This window comes from Streptomyces sp. NPDC002845, assembly GCF_053591955.1.
The window spans coordinates 1-17,562 of the sequence record NZ_JBSFUU010000049.1; the positions used below are offsets into that span (position 1 = coordinate 1).

Sequence of the window (17,562 nt, forward strand, 5' to 3'; positions counted from 1 at the left end):
CACCTGACTCCCATGGAGCCAGACTGATCACTCGATCACGGAAGGGGTCACTTTTCATCGACCGATAGGGGGTCACGGTTCACGGAACGGCGACACTTACGACCCAGGAACGCCCCCTCTGGTAAGCAGAGGTCGGCTTCCCCTCTCCCTGGTGGGCTATCGACTACGCCGCGTCTTCGGTTGCTGCGGCGGTGGAGCGGATCGAGTGGATAACGGCCACCGTGGCGTCTACAGGCACGCTCCCCCGGATGGCCCCAGAGCCTCAGGAGGGCAGGACACGCCGGGAACCGTTCGCTGACCGCCGCCGCACATCGACTGGATGGGTATCCGTGAGTCATGACGTACGGGCGCGCTCGCACCGACGGGCGGGAGGCTGGGTGGTGCCCCACCAAGTGGTGTAGCACCGACGAACCCGGCCCGTAACCTGCGCTTTCACCTGTGATCGCCGCTACACCACTTGGTGAGGCACCGCCGGAGGCTGCCGCGGACGAACGTACGGGTACCGCGACGGTATCCGTGCCGCGCCATGTCACCCCGGTCCCCGAACGGCATCAAGTTGTCCCGGGCAGGAGGTTTGTCGGGGGCGCCTGAACTTGGGTTCAAGCGACGCCGACAAGGTTGTCCGATTAGCTGGGTGGCGTCCCGAGAGAAGGAAACAGCCGCCGCGCCGAAGGCCGACACTAGGCGCAGTCGAAGACCATGGCGCCGTCGTCATCCGCTTTCTGCGACTGAGATGTGCTCGCCCACCGGACAGAGCGTGACGTCGTAGGGTCGGGAAAGTCGCTCGGTGATGAAAGCGGCATTCGCTCCCCAATCCGGGCGCAGCCGACGGGCCAGGACCAGGCCTGTCACGTGAGTCGCGCCCGCCTGCCGCAGAGTCGCCGCTGCGGACTGAAGGTGGTTGCCGGTCACCCAGGTGTCGTCGACGAGCACGATGTGCCGACCGCGTACCGCCTCGGACTCGTGCACGGCGAAGAAGTCGGGCCGGAACACCCGCCGCTGATCACGGTCTCCCCGTTCCACCGGGGCTGCGGACAGTGAGACGGAGGGAACGCCCGGCAGCAGGTATGCGACGAGGGCTTGAAGTGGATGCGGTGACGGCCTGCCGCTGAGTGAGGGCACCACTGCAAGGGAATCGACTTGGCCCAGCGGCCCGGTATCGAGGCAGGCACGGTGCATCAAGCCGAAGTACGCGGCCAGTCCCGCCGTCCGCATCCACGACGGGTTGCCCGCACCAGGCGCGGCCTTGTAGCGGTACATGTCCCAGTCAGACTGGCTGCCCGCCACCGAGTACGCAGCGAAGACGACCCGGTCCGCCGTACGCGTGCCAAGTGCTTGCGCCTGACGATCCTGGGTTGTGCACGTGGGACATAGCGGGTCGCCTCCGGCGAGCGGTCCAGCACACACTGCGCAGATGCCACGGCCGGATCGGACAGGAGCCAGGAAATGATCGGTGAACCGGGTACGAGCAACGATCTCGGCTGCGCGAACGCCCTGCGCGTCTCCCAACTCTCGCGTCACCGCAGATCGACGAGATCCCGCAGCAGCCGGTCGACGTCCGCCGGACGGCGCACGATCTCGTCCAGCACCGCCAAGACACCATCGACATCATCGGCGACGTGCGCATCCGGTCGCTCCAGCAGTTCGCGCGCCCAGTCGTTCCCATCTAGGACCGAGCGCAGCAGGATCACCGGGCGGCCGTGCTCAACCGCTTTGCGGGCCTGGATACGAGTACCGCTGCGCGGGCCCGCCGCCACGATCACCGTGGCCCGGCAATAAGCCGACATTGTGCCGTTGCGGCGCGGGAAGGTCGTCTTCGACGGCGGGGTGTCTGGCCAGAATGGTGAGAGCACCAACCCTGAGGCCACGACTCGGCGGTGCAGCCCAAGGTTTTCCGGTGGATAAGCGTGGTAGACACCCGTGCCGATCACGCCGACCACTCGTCCGCCGCCGGCCAGCGCCGCCTCGGTCGCAGCCGTGTCGATCCCCGCCGCCAGCCCGGACACCACACTCAGCCCACGCGCGACAAGACCACGCGCGATCGCTACCGCATCGGCCAGGGCCCGCGGTGCAGCGCTGCGCGAGCCGACGACGGCGACGCCGTCGTCCTTAGGGCTCAGGGCTCCGCGAGTGAAGATGAGACCAGGGGCGTCGAAGGCACTGCTCAGCTGCTGCGGATAGTCCGACTCGGTCAGCGCATGCACCCCAATTCCCTGCCCTGCCCAGCGCTCCAGCTCCGCCCGGACAGCAGGCAGCTCGTCCTCGGCGGAGCCGCCGAACAGAGAAGGCTGTTCCCCGCTGAGGACCTGCCAGGCGCTGCCGACCTCCATCACACGCGCCACGGCTTCCCGTTCCTGACGCTCGCTGTGGGCACGCCGTAGCAGCACGGCCATCGCCGCCCGCTCATCCCCCCAGCGCTCCTCCATACACCCGACGATACTGCCTGCCGACGACAGCGTCATGGGTAACCGCCCACGTGGCCGGCTCCCTATCGACCTCCCGCAGCCCTCAGGACAGGGCGGGCATCCTCAATCCACGCACCGAGCCGTTTGCGCTGCCCACGAGAGAAAGCTCCCCTGGTACACCCTCAGCGAATCCGTGCGCACACGTGCACACGGAAATCAGGACAAAAAGAACTCCCTGTCTACGTTTCCGTAGGTCAGAGGGCATTTATGTGTGGAGCCTAGGGGAGTCGAACCCCTGACATCTGCCATGCAAAGACAGCGCTCTACCAACTGAGCTAAGGCCCCGGAAGAGACGCGTACGTCCGGAGGAAGCCTCCACCGGCGGGCGCCGCAGACCAGAGTACCGGGTCATCCCGGGGATCTCGCAAAAAGATGGGGGGTCCCCGTGGACGACCACTCTCCGTAGGATGCTCGTCGTGGTTCGCGACAGCGAACCACGGTATTTGGGGAAGCGATGGGGAGACGCAATGGACGCCGCACAGCAGGAAGCAACCGCAAGAGCCCGGGAGCTGCAGCGGAACTGGTACGGGGAGCCGTTGGGGGCGCTCTTCCGTAGGCTCATCGACGATCTGGGGCTCAACCAGGCTCGTCTCGCGGGGGTACTGGGACTGTCCGCGCCGATGCTGTCACAGCTGATGAGCGGTCAGCGCGCCAAGATCGGCAATCCCGCGGTCGTCCAGCGGGTGCAGCTGCTGCAGGACCTGGCGGGGCAGGTCGCGGACGGCAGTGTGAGCGCCGCGGAGGCAACCGAGCGCATGGACGAGATCAAGAAGTCGCAGGGGGGTTCGGTACTGAGCAACACCACGCAGTCGACGAGCAGTTCGGGAGCGCCGACGGTCAAGCGGGTCGTCCGCGAGATCCAGTCGCTGCTGCGCTCGGTGGCGGCCGCGGGCGACATCATCGAGGCGGCGGACACCCTCGCCCCGACCCACCCGGAACTGGCAGAGTTCCTCCGGGTGTACGGCGCGGGCCGCACCTCCGACGCGGTCGCGCACTACCAGTCGCACCAGAACTGAGCCCGAGGTCCGGTCGCCGAAGGGGGTTCGGCGACCGGGCCGACGGCCGAGGGGGTTGCGAGGAGGGTCGTATCACTCGCCGAGGGGGGTACCAAGGGGGTAAGCGAAGGGGGAGCGACGCACAGCCATGGGTGAGGTCTTCGCCGGCCGGTACGAGCTGGCCGACCCGATCGGACGCGGGGGAGTCGGCGCGGTCTGGCGTGCCTGGGACCACCGTCGGCGCCGCTATGTGGCCGCCAAGGTCCTGCAGCAGAGCGACGCGCACTCCTTGCTGCGCTTCGTACGGGAACAGGCCCTGCGCATCGATCACCCCCATGTGCTCGCCCCGGCCAGCTGGGCCGCCGACGACGACAAGGTCCTGTTCACCATGGAGCTGGTCGCCGGAGGCTCCCTGGTCAACCTCGTCAACGACTACGGGCCGCTGCCGCCCGCGTTCGTCTGCACCCTGCTCGACCAGCTCCTGTCCGGGCTCGCCGCGGTGCACGCGGAGGATGTCGTCCACCGCGACATCAAGCCCGCCAACGTCCTGCTGGAGGCCACCGGTACGGCCCGGCCGCATCTGCGCCTGTCCGACTTCGGCATCGCCATGCGCCTGGGCGAACCCCGGCTGACCGAGACCGACTACGTGGTGGGGACGCCCGGTTACTTCGCCCCCGAGCAGATGATGGGCGCGGACCCGGACTTCCCGGCCGACCTCTTCGCCGTCGGCCTCGTCGCCCTGTATCTCCTGGAGGGCGCCAAACCCGACGCCAAGGCGCTCATCGAGTACTTCGCCGCCCATGGCACGCCCGGTCCGCCCAAGGGCATCCCCGAGCCCCTGTGGCAGGTCGTGGCCACCCTTCTCCAGCCCGACCCCCACGCCCGCTTCCGCACCGCCACCGGCGCCCGCAAGGCCCTCGCCTCCGCCGCCGAGCTCCTGCCCGAGCCCGGCCCCGACGACGAACTGGTCGAGGTCTTCGACCAACTCGGGCCCCTGCCGGAGGGGTTCGGCCCCGATGGCCCGCTGAGGAGGGCGTCCGGGCTGGACACGGGGAGCGGCAGCGGGGGCCTGCGAGCGGCGCGCGGAGGCGGCTCGGGTGTCTCGCCGAGTTTCGGGGCGGGGACGGGGGCCGACCAGGACCACGGCGCTGGGGGCGGAAGCGGAGGCGGAACCAGTTCGGGCATGGGCGCGAGCGGGGGCCCCGGCAGCACCCCGGGCTCGCCAACTCCCGTACCGGGCAGGAACATCCCACCCGCGCCGACCTCCCGGCCGGAGACGGGCGCCTCCTCCGCGCAGCCGGGTCCTGGTGCCGTGCCGCTGTCCCGTACGGACGCCACGCCCATGCCGCCCCATGAACCGCCGTCGAACTCCGGCGTGGGAGCCGGGCCGACAGCTGCTCCCACGGGTTCCGTGCCTCAACCCCCTGCCACGGGTGCCGTGTTGCCCCCGCCCATGCCCAGCACGGCGCCGCCGCCGACCGGCTCCGGCGTCGGGGCCGCCCCCGGGCCCGGGTCCGGGGGCGGGGGCGGGTCCGGCTCTGGGCATGCGTCCGGTCCGTGGCATCACGGGCCAGGCATGGGTACAGGCACAGACACAGGTGCAGGTGCAGGTGCAGGCACCGTCCCGGGCCTGGGCGCCGCGTCTCAGGAGCCCGCGCCGCACAGCCCGACGCCGGAGTCCACCCCCATCGCCGTACCACCGCTTCCCGACCGGGACCCCACGCCCCCACAGCCGTCGACAATGTCGGACACCGGGAGCTTCCACCTGCCGCCGCCCCACGTACTCGCCGCCCACGCGCCGACGGGCCAGAGGGAACAGCACACCCCCCACTACCCGCAGCCACAGCAGCAACCACAGCCACAACCGGAGCAGCCGCCCACTCCCCCCACGTCGGTCGCGCTGCCGGTCCCCAGCCCGGTCCACGCTCCGCACGGAGAACCCGCGCATGTGCCCTCCCCTCAGCCGCACCAGCCGCTGAGCCCCTCGCAGGCTCCGGCCACGGCGGTGCAGCAGCACGCGTACGCCTCTACTGGTTCATACACCGCTCGAACCCCGCAGGTTCCACGTCGAGCGCGGAGAAAGTCACGACGCCGTCCGGGCCCGCCCGCGAAGGTGGCCGTCCCGGTACTGCTCCTCGCGCTGGCGTGCTTCGCGGTGGGTTTCTGGGCCCTCGCCCAGCTCTGACCCCGGCCGCTCCGGCCCCTCCAGACCCAGCCCCTCCAGACCTTCCAGCCCCTTCAGGCCGACAGGCCGCCCATCACCAGTCCCGCGGCGCCCCGTGCTTCGCGACAGCCCCGCCCGCTTCCGTCGGCGCGGCCGCCCTCGCCCGCCGGCGCGCCACAACGGTCCACACCCCGAGCCCGAGCACCAGCAAGGTCCCCGTACCGATCCCGCCCGCGGCGACCAGCTCCATCGCGAGGTCGTCACCCCCGGAGCCGCTGGAGCTCCCGGAGCCCCCGGCCCCACCGTCCCCCTCGGAACTCCCGGCCCCGCTCGCACCCCCGGCATCCCCAGAGCCCGCGGCACCCCCCGCCGCCCCACTCGCCGCCCCGCTCTCCGCCTCCTGCAACTCCTCCCCCGTCACCTCGAACACACCCCGCGGCTCGGCCACCCCCACGTACGCCGGCCCGTCCTCCGCCGTACCGTCCACCCGCACCCGCAGCGTCAGCCCGAACGGCCCGTCGCCGAACCTCTCGGCGACCGGGGCCCCGAGGTGCACGGCGAGGTAGTACCAGCCCGCGAACCGCATCCCGCTCATCTCGGCGTCGACGGCGAACCTGTTGTCGTACGACACCGGCGGCAGCGGACCCAGGTCGGTGGACTGCTGGCGGCCGACGTACCTGGAGAGCGCGTCGTCCACCAATCCGCGTACGGGGTTGTAGAGGGACATGACGAGCGCGGCAGCCACGATGCCGTCGCCGTCATCGCCGCTCGCGCTGCCCAGTTCGGCGGTGGCATGAACCTGCTGGCCCCAGTCGACGGGCACCTTGTAGTAGAGGGTCTGGCCCGGCCTGATCCCGTCCCCGTCCTCCCAGACTCCCTGCGCCACGGGGCTCGCCGTGGCGAAGCTCGTACCACCCCCGCGGCTCTCGGCGGCGCCGGGCAGGGCCTCGGGCGACGCCGAGTCCCACACGTCGGGAGCGGTCGTCGAGCCGCCCTGCTGCCGGGCGGGCTCGGAGACGTAACCGAGTTCGAGCCCCCACTCGGCCGACTCTCCCGACGCCCCTGACTCACCCGACGCCCCCGAGTTGTCGGGCGAGGACGTGCTCGTACCGACGCGCTCGACGAGGACGTAGTACGTCCCGGCCCCCTGGCACATGTACGGATCGCTGCCGATCTCGCGCGACGCCCAGGCGGTGACGGGGTGCGGGCTACGGGTCGGGCCGAAGCGGGCCGTCTCGGTGGAGCAGCGGTGGGCGTCGGCGTCCTGCACGGACACCCTGACGCCGTCCGAGGAGGCGACCTCCGTTCCCGGCTCGGGCACGGCCGTGGCGGAGACGTACGCGTCGGCGGCTGCGTCGAGGTCGAGACGGAAGTAGACCTTGCCGTCCTCGCCGAGGGAACTGCGATACGTCTGACCGGCCAGCAGGCGTACGGCGCCGAGGGTGCTCGTCGCGCCCTCGACCGTCGTGGCGTCCTCGGCGTAGGCGTACGGACTCGGCGTACCGGCCGCGGCGGCCTGTCCGGTCAGCGTCGTCGCCGTCACGCACAGGATCGCTCCCACGGCTGCCAACGCCCGCCACCAGATCGTGCGCCGCCCCATCACGCGCCCACCCCTCGTCATCGCCTCGGACGCCGCTCATCCTGCCCCGCGGGCCCGCGAGCCACCCGCGCTATCCGAACGAGCGCCCGAAACACCTTCTACAAGGGCCGGAGCAAGGGCCGGAGCAGGGGTCGAAATTTTGCCATCGCAAGCGAAATATTCACGAAGGTAAATCGATCGCCCTCTCCGAACACCCCCCGAACATCCCTGAACACGCCCGAACTCCCCGGACAACTCCAGAACACCGAGCCGCACAGCACAAGACCCCGGCCGCGAGGGCGGCCGGGGTCTGCGTTGAGACTGCTGTCGATACTCACGAACCCGTGGGCACGGAGTCAGTCGCCTCCGTCCACAGATCCTGCTCGGCGCGATCCGCCTGGATCTGGCGGTACACGAGGAGCCCGCCGATGGCGGCCAGTGCGACCAGGAGAAGCTTCTTCACCGCGCGACCTCGTCTTTCCTTGACGTAGGGGACCTCTGGCGCCCGACTATACACACCGACCGATATCGATCGGTGACCTGCGCCGACCCTCAACTCCCGACCACCGCACCACAGTAGAACCGGACGGCAGCGCTCCGATCTCGGGCCGATCAAACACCGCGAACGCGATATTTCAACGCAATCCGTACGCCTTCGGTTACTTTCCGGACCGCCTACCCCCATCCGGGTGGTGTTCATCCGAAGATCGACGCGCCACGGGCGTCGGTCCACCGATTCGCGGCCTCCATACACATCATGAGGAAAGTACGCAAATCGCCCAACCCGAAAGTGAGGGGCCATGCTCCAGAACAAGGTCAAGAACCTGTGGACAGCCGTCGTCACCGCCTTCCTCGCACTGTGCACGGCGCTCGGACTCACCACAACCACGGCAGCCGCCGCGGTACCGCAGGCCGAGACGGCCCGCAACACCGCGCCCGCCGCGGCGACCGTGCCCGCCGTCCCGGCGATGTGCCGGTGGAGCCTCGCCCACGCCCGCGCCCTGCCTCCCACGATGAAGCAGCGCATCCGAGCCGAGGCCCACGGCTCCTCCCCGAGCTGCCGCCACCGCCCGCCCACGGACGACGAGCCCGAGGAACCGTCCCTGGCGTAGCCCCGTAGCCCCGTAGCCTCGTAACCCCCGTACTCCCGGAGTTCCCGCAGCTCCCAGAGTTACCAGAGTTACCAGAGCCCCTCTCCCATGACGCAGGGCGAGTTTGCGTACGACGACGCCACCTGCGGAGCGGCCCCCGACCGAACCGGTCGGGGGCCGCTCCATGACGCATCAAGCCTTCTTCAGGAGTCGTAGTCTGGTTGAGCACAACCCCACACAGACCGGTGAGCACGAATGCCGAAGGCGTACGAAGTGATCGCGGACGACCTCCGCCGGTCCCTCTGTGAGGGCAGGCGCGGGCCGGGTGAACGGCTGCCGGCGCTCCGCGACAACGGGCGGCTCCAGTGGGAGAAGAACCGCGCCCGCGAGCCGTTGCGGAAGCGGGCCGAGACCGGCGCCACGGAGCACGACACGGGCCTTGAGCTCCAGGACCTCGTGTTCTACGCGAGATACCGCGAGATCCAGGCGCCCAAGGACCTCGCGGACGCGTTCGGCGTCCCGGAGGGCACAGCCCTCGTCGAGCGCACCTACCGGACGCGACGCGCCGCCGAGACGGCCCCGTTCAGTCTCGTGACCTCGCGCGTTCCCCGCGACATGATCGCGGGGAACCCCGACCTCCTGGACGACTCCAAAGAGCCCTGGCCCGGAGGCACCCAGAGCCAGCTCTACACCGTGGGCATCGAGCTGGGCCGCGTCGAGGAGCGGTTCACCGCCCGTCCGCCGACTCCCGAGGAGGCGGAGGAGTTGGAGCTGCCGTCCGGGACGCCGGTGATCCTGCTCCGCAAGACGTCGTACGACATCGACGGCCGCGTGGTGGACATCTCCGACGTCACGCTGCCCGGCGACCGTACGGAGCTGCTCTTCACCACCTTCCTGGAAAGGTGGTGAGTGCCGCCTTGAGCCGGCGTGTCATCATCGTCACCGCCGTCCACGCCCCCTCGGCCCCGTTCCTGCCCGATGCCCACAAGTCGCTGTGCGAGCAGGAGCTGCCCGACGGCTGGGAGTGGCACTGGGTGGTCCAGGAGGACGGCCGGACGGACGCCGTCGCCCCGTACGTCCCCGACGACACCCGCGTGACCTTCCGCCAAGGCCGCCCCGACCGCCCCGGCGGCCCCGGCGTCGCCCGCACCCTGGCCCTCGCCCACGCCGACGGCGAGTACGTGAAGGTCCTGGACGCCGACGACCGGCTTGCCCCGGGCGCCCTCGCCCGCGACCTGGCCGCCCTCGAAGGGAACACCGCCATCGGCTGGGCGACCTCGCGTGCCCTGGACCTCATGCCGGACGGCTCCACGGTCGGCTTCCCCGGCGATCCGGAGAACGGACCCATCGAGCGGGGGGCGGTGCTCGACTTCTGGAAGGCGAACGGTTTCCGCACGCAGGTGCACCCGGCGACGCTCTTCGTACGGCGGGACCTGCTGCTCGCCCTCGGCGGGTGGATGGCGCTGCCGGCCTCCGAGGACACCGGCCTGCTGCTCGCGCTCAACTCCGTGAGCCGCGGGTGGTTCTCGCGGGAGGTGGGGCTCCTCTACCGGAAGTGGGACGGGCAGGTGACGGGGCAGGCGTCGCACGTGGATCCCGCCGAGCGGGAGGCGCGGATGGCTGTCGTGGAGGCCAGGGCGCGGGCGCTGGCGCACTTCCGGTGGCACTGTCCCGCCGCCGGCCGGTGAGTCGACGCCGCTGACGTCCCCAAGGCTGATCATCGATGCGTGGCGGACGACGAAGGGAGCAGGTCACGGGAGCGTCTCCGCGTCCACCCGGGAGAAGATCAGGTCGCTCTCGACGACGACCGGCCCCCGCAGGCGCACCGGCACTCCGGGCGCTCCGCTCAACGCCGCCGGATAGCTCTCGGGGGCGTAGTCATTGGCCAGCCGATAGACGTGAAAGCCGACGTCGGTCATCGTCCTCAGCAAGTCCTGGGCACGGTCACCGAGCCGAGCCATGCGTTCGGGGGTCACCTCGACGGTGATCTCCGCGTCGGGCCGTAGCCGGTCGAGCACGGGCGCGAGTCCGCGTACGACGCTCCCCTCGGCGCCCTCCACATCGATCTTGATCACGCGGGCGGTCGCGATCTCCGCCGGATCGAGCAACTCCGGCAACGGGAAGGCCTCGATCTCGAACATGGATTCGGCCGGACCGTCGTACGGGACGATGCTGTTCGCGCCCATGTTGCGCGAGCTGGCCAGCACGAACGTCAAGATCCCGCGACGGTCCGACACGGCCGCGTTGACCGCCCGGATGTTCCCGCAGCCGTTGAGCCGTGCCTGCTGCACCAGGCGGCGATGGAGCACGGGGGAGGCCTCGATCGCCGCGACCCGGCCCTTGTCGCCGACGAGCTGGGCGGCGAGGACGCTGAAGACGCCCACGTTGGCACCGACGTCGACGAAGCCGTCCCCCGGCCTCAGCCGACGCTGGAGCCAGCTCGTCATGTGCGGCTCCCACACCCCGAAGAGGTACAGGTACCGCTGGATCAGGTCCCGGGTGTCGACCGCGAACCGGGCACCCGAGCGGGTCTCGACGACCCTACGGCGAGGGTGCTCCCGTAAATGGGAGTTCAGGCAGCGCACGGCCGGCGGCCCCTTGCCGAACGAGCCCGGAGCGTCCCGCACGTACCGGCGCCCGAGCGTGACCAGGGCCTCCGATACGAGACCGCTCATCCGACCGCCCGCTCGGAAATCATGATCGCCTGCGACGGACACCCCTCCACCGCTTCCCGGACCTGTGGATCCTCGCCGGTGTCCTCACGGCCCGGGATGACGGCGCCGTATCCGTCGACCACCGTGAAGACGGACGGAACCCTGTAGACGCAATCCCCGGAGCCGTAGCAGCGGCTGGGGTCAACGGAGACCTTCATGTCCACTCCCGTCGCAAGCGAGCCATCGCCCTCGGCACCCGTCGAAAGGCCGGTCCGAACCAACCCCGAGACCGGAGACCGGGGACCTACGTGACTTGGCTGCCCGCCGGGCGGCTCCCTGAACCGGCCGGGCAACCGCCCGCCGCCCTCCTACTCGCCGCGCACACCTCCCCGTCGCCCTCCTGCCGGTCGCCCTCCTACCGGTCGAACGACAGGTCCAGCATTCGAATGGCGTTGCCCCGCAAGATCTTGTACGTCACGTCCTCGGACAGACCCGCCACATGCTCCGCCGCCACCCTCTTCGTCTCCGGCCATGTCGAGTCGACGTGCGGGTAGTCCGTCTCGAAGGTCGCGTTGTTCACGCCCACGGTCTCGATCGCCTCGATGCCGTGCTTGTCGCGGAAGAAGCAGCAGAAGATCTGCCGGTAGTAGTACGTCGAGGGCGGCTCCGGGATCAGGTCCCGGACCCCGCCCCACGCCCGGTGCTCCTCCCAGACGTCGTCGGCCCGCTCCAGGGCGTACGGAATCCAGCCCATCTGTCCCTCGCTGTAGGCGAGCTTCAGGCGCGGGAACTTCACCAGGACCCCGGAGAAGAGGAAGTCCATCATCGAGGCCATCGCGTTGTTGAAGCTCAGCGAGGCCTGGACGGCGGGCGGCGCGTCCGGCGAAGCCGCCGGCATCTGTGACGACGAGCCGATGTGCATGTTGACCACGGTCCCGGTCTCCTCGCAGGCCGCGAAGAACGGGTCCCAGTAGCCGGAGTGGATCGACGGCAGCCCCAGGTACGTCGGGATCTCGCTGAAGGTCACCGCCCGTACGCCGCGGGCCGCGTTGCGCCGGATCTCCGCCACGGCCAGCTCGACGTCCCACAGCGGGATCAGGCACAGCGGGATCAGCCGGCCCGCGCTGTCGCCGCACCACTCCTCGACCATCCAGTCGTTGTAGGCCCGCACGCACGCGAGCGCGACCTCCTTGTCCTTGGCCTCCGCGAAGGTCTGCCCGCAGAACCGCGGGAACGTCGGGAAGCAGAGCGAGGCCTCGACATGGTTGAGGTCCATGTCCTCCAGCCGGGCCTTCGGATCCCAGCAGCCACGCCGCATCTGTTCGCGCGTGATCCCGTCGAGGGTCATCTCGTCCCGCGAGAAGCCGACGGCCGCGATGATGCGCTTGTACGGGAAGATCTCGCCTTCGTACTCCCACCAGTCGGTGACCTGGCCCTCCGGGTCCGTCGTGAACCGGTACTTCCCGCCGATGTACTGGAGGTCGCCGATACCGGCGGTGAAGGGCTTCGGCCCCTTGTCCCGGTACTTGGCCGGGAGCCACGTCTCGAAGAGGTGCGCGGGCTCGATCACATGATCGTCCACGCTGATGACCCTGGGGAGATCCTTGGTGCCGCTGCTCTCGCTGCTGATCACGCCCTACCCCCTGCCGGCTGAAGGCACTCGAGTGAAACCTGACGGATCGTCAGATCGAGAATATGGAGCCGACGCGAAGACAGCAAGGGCCACACCTGCCGACTACCGCGCGTTTGCCGGTGGACAGGTTCCAGTGATGTCAGGCGGGTGATGTCAGTTGTTGTCAGTCAGGTGATGTCGGTCAGGTGATGTCGGCCGGGTGATGTCGGCCGGGAGCACATGCCGCGCACACCACGGCGTTCGGCACCGGTCCCTCCCCTCGTGGGGACCGGTACCGAACGGTGGAGGCGGCGTCCGTCCGCGCCGCGGAAAGGCGGACGGACGCGTGGTCAAGGTGGGTCAAGGTGATGGCGGCCGGGACGGGACCCGGACCCACGGATGTCTCAAGCCCACGTGGCGGGAAGCCCCGCGGCGAGACTGTCGCCACCGTCTCGACCGTCTCGTAACTCCGGCGGAAGCTGACCGAGAACATGCGGCGTCATGAGCTGTCTCTCCGACTCTCCGAGCGCTGAGCTGCTGGCTTGTCCGGACGACGCGCGACGGGGTCGCTACGGGGTCGTGATCCTGCCAGCTGTGGCCCCCGGCGAGGAGATTCCTGTCCCGAGCCAAGGGCTTAACCGCAGGTCAGCCATATAGAGTGAGTTTTCCGGTCCGGATGTCCAGGTGCGGGGGAAGTAAGGAGTGGAGGCCTTGAGTTCCGACTCAGGGGCACGCACAGCCTTCGCGGAACGCCTCGCGCTGCTCTACAGGGAGGCCGGCAACCCTCCGCTCAAGAGCGTGTCCGAGGCAGTCGTCCGGCTTCAGCGCGTCGACGATCGAGGGCGTCCCGTGCGGGTGTCCGCTCAGCGGATCAGCGACTGGCGACGGGCCAAGAACGTGCCTGCCCAGTTCGCCGCCCTCGCGGCGGTGCTCCACGTCCTGATCCCCCAGGCACGGCGCGCGCAGCCCACGCCCGTCTCCACGGGCCTGTACGACCTGGGGCAGTGGCAGCGCCTGTGGGAGCACGCGGTGGCCGACCCGGTCGGCGACCGCTCCGCGATATCCACGGCCACCGCGGAAGGGTCGGGAGGCGCGGACGGTACGGGCGGTGCGGACGGTACGGACGGCATCGCTGAAGGGGAGCAACGGGCCTCGGCCGAGGGCCCGGCCATCCCCGGTGGTGTGTGCCCGTACCGGGGGCTGGCCTCGTACCGTCAGCAGGACGCCCGCTGGTTCTTCGGCCGCGAGCGGAGCACGGACGCCCTTCTTGCCCAGCTCCGCGCGGCGGAGAAGACAGGCGGCCTGGTCATGCTCGTGGGCGCCTCGGGGGCGGGAAAGTCCTCCTTGCTGAACGCCGGCCTGGTGCCCGCGTTGCGGAACGGCGCGCTGGGCGAGGAGAACAGCCCGGCGGGGGAGGTGCTGCAACTCGTACCGGGAGCCGATCCCCTCGCGGAGCTGACCCGCCGGATCCCCGAGCTCGTACCCGTCGTATCCGCGACGGGGGAACCCTCGACGCGGGAGCCCCAGGCGAAGGAATCCGCGGCAAGGGAACACGCGGCGAAGGAATCCCCAGCGCCTGCGTCGCAGGACCCCCCGGCGAAGAAGCCCGAACCCGGTACCGCACACTTCGCCCACGCCGTCCGGGAAGCCGTCACGGCGTGGGCGCACCGCGAAGCATCCCGCGAGACACCCGGCGAAACGCCCCACGAAGCATCCCGCGAGACACCCTCCCCCACCCGCCCGGTCCTCATCGTGGACCAGTTCGAGGAGGCGTTCACCCTCTGCTCCGACGAGGCGGACAGGCGCACGTTCGTCCAGATCCTCCACGCCGCCTGCTCACCCGCCAACCCGGATGCCCTCGGCGCCCCCGGTGAACGGGCCCCCGTCCTCGTCGTCCTCGGCATCCGCGCCGACTTCTACGAGCAGTGCCTGGGGTATCCCGAACTGTCCGACGCCCTGCAGCACCGGCACATGGTGCTCGGGCCGCTGACCACGGCGGAGCTGCGCGAAGCGGTGACCGGCCCGGCCAGGGCCGTGGGTCTGGAGCTCGAACCGGGGCTGGCGGAGCTGATCGTCCGGGAGGTGAGCGCCGACGGCCCGCGCGGGACGCACAACGCGGGGGTGCTGCCGCTCCTCTCCCATGCCCTGCTCGCCACCTGGCAGCGTCGGAAGGCGGGAAGGCTGACGCTGGCCGGTTATCGCGCGGCCGGCGGAATCCAGGGAGCGGTGGCGGCGACCGCCGAGCGGGCCTGGTCGGGCCTCGGCCCGGGGGCGCGTACGGCCGCGAGGCTGCTCCTTCTCCGGCTGGTCCGGCTCGGCGAGGACACCCAGGCCACCCGCAGGCGGGGGACGCGGCGCCAGCTGGCGGCGGAGTCGGCGGATCCCGGCAGGACGGAGGAGTCGCTCGAAGCGTTGGTGCGCGCCCGCTTGGTGACACTCGACGCGGAGACCGTGGAGATCACCCATGAGGCGCTGCTCCACGCCTGGCCACGCCTGCGCGGCTGGATCGACGAGGACAGGACCGGCAACCTGCTGCGGCAGCGGCTGGAGGAGGACGGCAGGGCCTGGGAGGGCTCGAACCGCGACTCGTCGCTGCTCTACCGCGGCTCACGCCTGGAACAGGCCCACACCTGGGCGAAGTCCGCCGGTGACACCCTTCTGACCCGGAGCGCCGTGGAATTCCTCACCGCTTCGGTCCGGCTGCGCAGGCGTACGGTCTGGATCAGCCGTGGTGCGGTGTCGGCCCTGGTCGTCCTGGCGATGCTCGCCGTCGGTTCCGCGGTGGTCGCGTGGCAGCAGCGGAACGACGCGGTGTTCGAGCAGGTGGTCGCCGAGGCCGATCGCTTCCAGTACACGAATCCGTCGTTGTCCGCTCAGCTCGACCTGGTGGCACACCGCCTGCGCCCGGACGACGAGGGCGCGAACAACCGGCTGATCTCGATCGTGAACGCGCCCCTGGCCACGCCGCTCCTCGGCCACACCGGCGCCGTCTACCTCACCACGTTCAGCCCGGACGGCCGGATTCTGGCCACCGCCAGCTACGACCGCACCGTCCGCCTGTGGGACGTGGCGGACCCGACCCGCCCCGAGCCCCTGGGCGAACCCCTCACCGGCCACACGAGCTGGGTGAGCAGCGCCGTCTTCAGCCCGGACGGACGCACCCTCGCCAGCACCGGGGACGACGGCACGATCCGCCTGTGGGACATACGGGACCCGAGCCGCCCGCGCCCGCTCGGAGCACCGTTGACCGGTCCCGAGGGCACGATCTACCTGCTTGCCTTCAGCCCGGACGGACGCACGCTGGCCGCCGCCCGCGAGGATCGCACCGTCGGCCTGTGGGACATGAGCGACCCGGGCGAACCGAAGGCGCTCGATGCCCTGACCGGCCACACCGCCGCCGTACGGAGCGTGGCGTTCAGCCCCGACGGACGGACACTGGCGGCCGGTGGCGACGACGAGACGATCAGGCTGTGGGACATGGCCGACCCGCGTGATCCGACGCCCATCGACACGGTGCTGACCGGCCACCGGGCCCTGGTGCACTCCGTGGCCTTCAGCCCCGACGGCCGCACCCTCGCCAGCGGCAGTTCGGACGACACCGTCCAGCTCTGGGACGTGGCCGACCCGCGTCACCCGGCATCACTCGGCGCGCCCCTCACCGGCCACACCGGCCCCGTCTGGTCCGTGGCCTTCAGCCCCGACGGAACCATGCTCGCCGCCGGCAGCGCGGACAGCACGGCCAGCCTGTGGAATGTCACCAACCCGATGTACCCCTCACGGGTCGGCGAGCCTCTCGCGGGCAGCAGCGGCGAGATGTACGCCATCGGCTTCAGCCCCGACGGCCGCACCCTCGCCACCGGGACCGGCGACGCCAGGGTCCGCCTGTGGTCGATACCGACGTCGGACATGACCGGCCGCAGGGGAGCGTTCCACCCGGACGGCCGGGTACTCGCCACGGCCTCGCGCGACGGCAGGGTCCGGCTGTGGAACGTACGGACACCCGACCGGCCCGTGTCGCTGGGCGAACCGTTCACCCCCGCGGATGGCGGCCTGCGCACGCTGGCGTTCTCCCCCGACGGCCGCACCCTCGCGGTACTGCTGGGAAACCGCGCGGTGCAGTTGTGGAACGTCACCGACCCGGCCCGGCCCGTCGCCCACGGCCCGCCCGTCGAGCTGCGGAGCCGGTTCGCGGGCCCCGACGCACTGGCCTTCGGCCCGGACGGACGCACACTGGCAACGGCCCACGACGACCGCACCGTACAGCTGTGGGACATCAGCGACCCGTCCCGCCTGCTTCCCCTGGGCGCCCCGCTCACCGGCCACACGGGCTACGTCAACTCCCTCGTCTTCAGCCCCGCCGGCCACACGCTCGCCAGCGGCAGCGCCGACGGCACGGTCCGCCTCTGGAACGTGACCGACCCCCGCCGCGTGACACCGCTCGGCACCCTCAAGGGGCACGTGGGGCCCGTCAACGCGCTCGCCTACAGCCCCGACGGCAAGACCCTGGCCAGCGGCAGCGACGACCGCACCGTCCGCCTGTGGGAGGCCACCGACTCGCCCGGCACACCCCGGCCGGGCTCCACCCTCACCGGTCACACCGAAGCGGTCGTCTCGCTGACGTTCAACCAGGACGGCCGCACCCTCGCCAGCGGCGGCAACGACGACACGGTCCGCCTCTGGAAGGTCACCGCCCCGTCCGAGGCCTCGCCCATCGGCCAGTCCGTGAGCCCCAACGCGAAAACCGGCAACTTCCTGCTGTTCAGCCCCAACAGCCACATGCTCGGGATCTCCAGCGGCACCGACACCGTCCGCCTGTGGAACCTGGGCGTCGACGCGGCAGTCCGTCACATCTGCTCGACGACCCGGGGCGTCCTGACACCGGAAAAATGGCACGAGTACCTGCCCCGTCTCTCGTACGACCCCCCGTGCGAGCAGTGACGGAGCCAACCGCGTCACGTGATCCCGATCACAAGTCGCACTAGTGGCTGAGCAGTCCACTCCC

The 17,562-nt window shown here is 70.5% G+C and carries 13 protein-coding genes and 1 tRNA gene; 6 read left to right on the forward strand and 8 right to left on the reverse strand.

The genetic code is table 11. The annotated features are described in order from the left end of the window. Window positions 1-711: 711 nt before the first annotated feature. The 3 genes from ACWD3C_RS30305 to ACWD3C_RS30315 form a co-directional block, all read right to left on the reverse strand. Window positions 712-1,287, reverse strand: a complete 576-nt coding sequence (locus ACWD3C_RS30305; protein WP_451149357.1) for a ComF family protein — start codon at window positions 1,285-1,287, stop codon at window positions 712-714. A gap of 230 nt (window positions 1,288-1,517) precedes the next feature. Then, the gene (locus tag ACWD3C_RS30310; RefSeq protein WP_451149358.1) at window positions 1,518-2,426 is read right to left on the reverse strand and encodes a DNA-processing protein DprA; all 909 of its coding nucleotides are present in this window, start codon (window positions 2,424-2,426) and stop codon (window positions 1,518-1,520) included. Window positions 2,427-2,677: 251 nt separating this feature from the next. Further along, window positions 2,678-2,750: transfer RNA gene (locus ACWD3C_RS30315), tRNA-Ala, on the reverse strand. Window positions 2,751-2,932: 182 nt separating this feature from the next. Between ACWD3C_RS30315 and ACWD3C_RS30320 the strand changes: the two genes are divergently transcribed. Continuing rightward, on the forward strand, window positions 2,933-3,481 hold the full coding sequence (locus tag ACWD3C_RS30320) for a helix-turn-helix domain-containing protein (protein ID WP_451149359.1): 549 nt from the start codon (window positions 2,933-2,935) through the stop codon (window positions 3,479-3,481). 127 nt (window positions 3,482-3,608) lie between these two features. Continuing rightward, entirely contained in the window at window positions 3,609-5,645 is a 2,037-nt protein-coding gene (locus ACWD3C_RS30325; protein ID WP_451149360.1) for a protein kinase domain-containing protein, read from the forward strand. A 73-nt stretch (window positions 5,646-5,718) separates the two neighbouring features. Here ACWD3C_RS30325 and ACWD3C_RS30330 read toward each other — a convergent pair whose 3' ends face one another. Beyond that, window positions 5,719-7,224, reverse strand: a complete 1,506-nt coding sequence (locus tag ACWD3C_RS30330; protein WP_451149361.1) for a hypothetical protein — start codon at window positions 7,222-7,224, stop codon at window positions 5,719-5,721. A gap of 313 nt (window positions 7,225-7,537) precedes the next feature. Beyond that, window positions 7,538-7,666, reverse strand: coding sequence for a DLW-39 family protein (locus ACWD3C_RS30335; protein ID WP_003999697.1), 129 nt, complete (start codon window positions 7,664-7,666; stop codon window positions 7,538-7,540). Between the two features lie 337 nt (window positions 7,667-8,003). Between ACWD3C_RS30335 and ACWD3C_RS30340 the strand changes: the two genes are divergently transcribed. The 3 genes from ACWD3C_RS30340 to ACWD3C_RS30350 all read left to right on the forward strand — a co-directional run bounded on the left by ACWD3C_RS30340 (window position 8,004) and on the right by ACWD3C_RS30350 (window position 9,982). Continuing rightward, on the forward strand, window positions 8,004-8,315 hold the full coding sequence (locus ACWD3C_RS30340) for a DUF6344 domain-containing protein (protein ID WP_451149362.1): 312 nt from the start codon (window positions 8,004-8,006) through the stop codon (window positions 8,313-8,315). Window positions 8,316-8,549: 234 nt separating this feature from the next. Continuing rightward, a complete protein-coding gene (locus ACWD3C_RS30345) occupies window positions 8,550-9,203 on the forward strand; it encodes a UTRA domain-containing protein (protein WP_451149363.1) in 654 nt (217 codons plus the stop codon). A gap of 8 nt (window positions 9,204-9,211) precedes the next feature. Further along, on the forward strand, window positions 9,212-9,982 hold the full coding sequence (locus tag ACWD3C_RS30350; RefSeq protein ID WP_451149364.1) for a glycosyltransferase family 2 protein: 771 nt from the start codon (window positions 9,212-9,214) through the stop codon (window positions 9,980-9,982). Window positions 9,983-10,045: 63 nt separating this feature from the next. Here ACWD3C_RS30350 and ACWD3C_RS30355 read toward each other — a convergent pair whose 3' ends face one another. The 3 genes from ACWD3C_RS30355 to ACWD3C_RS30365 all read right to left on the reverse strand — a co-directional run bounded on the left by ACWD3C_RS30355 (window position 10,046) and on the right by ACWD3C_RS30365 (window position 12,578). Continuing rightward, entirely contained in the window at window positions 10,046-10,969 is a 924-nt protein-coding gene (locus tag ACWD3C_RS30355; protein WP_451149365.1) for an FkbM family methyltransferase, read from the reverse strand. Then, on the reverse strand, window positions 10,966-11,166 hold the full coding sequence (locus ACWD3C_RS30360; protein ID WP_451149366.1) for a ferredoxin: 201 nt from the start codon (window positions 11,164-11,166) through the stop codon (window positions 10,966-10,968). The genes ACWD3C_RS30355 and ACWD3C_RS30360 overlap by 4 nt, the downstream gene beginning before the upstream one ends. 197 nt (window positions 11,167-11,363) lie before the next feature. Continuing rightward, entirely contained in the window at window positions 11,364-12,578 is a 1,215-nt protein-coding gene (locus ACWD3C_RS30365) for an amidohydrolase family protein (RefSeq protein ID WP_451149408.1), read from the reverse strand. Window positions 12,579-13,262: 684 nt separating this feature from the next. Between ACWD3C_RS30365 and ACWD3C_RS30370 the strand changes: the two genes are divergently transcribed. Next, window positions 13,263-17,498, forward strand: coding sequence for an nSTAND1 domain-containing NTPase (locus tag ACWD3C_RS30370; RefSeq protein ID WP_451149367.1), 4,236 nt, complete (start codon window positions 13,263-13,265; stop codon window positions 17,496-17,498). The last annotated feature ends 64 nt before the right edge of the window (window positions 17,499-17,562 follow it).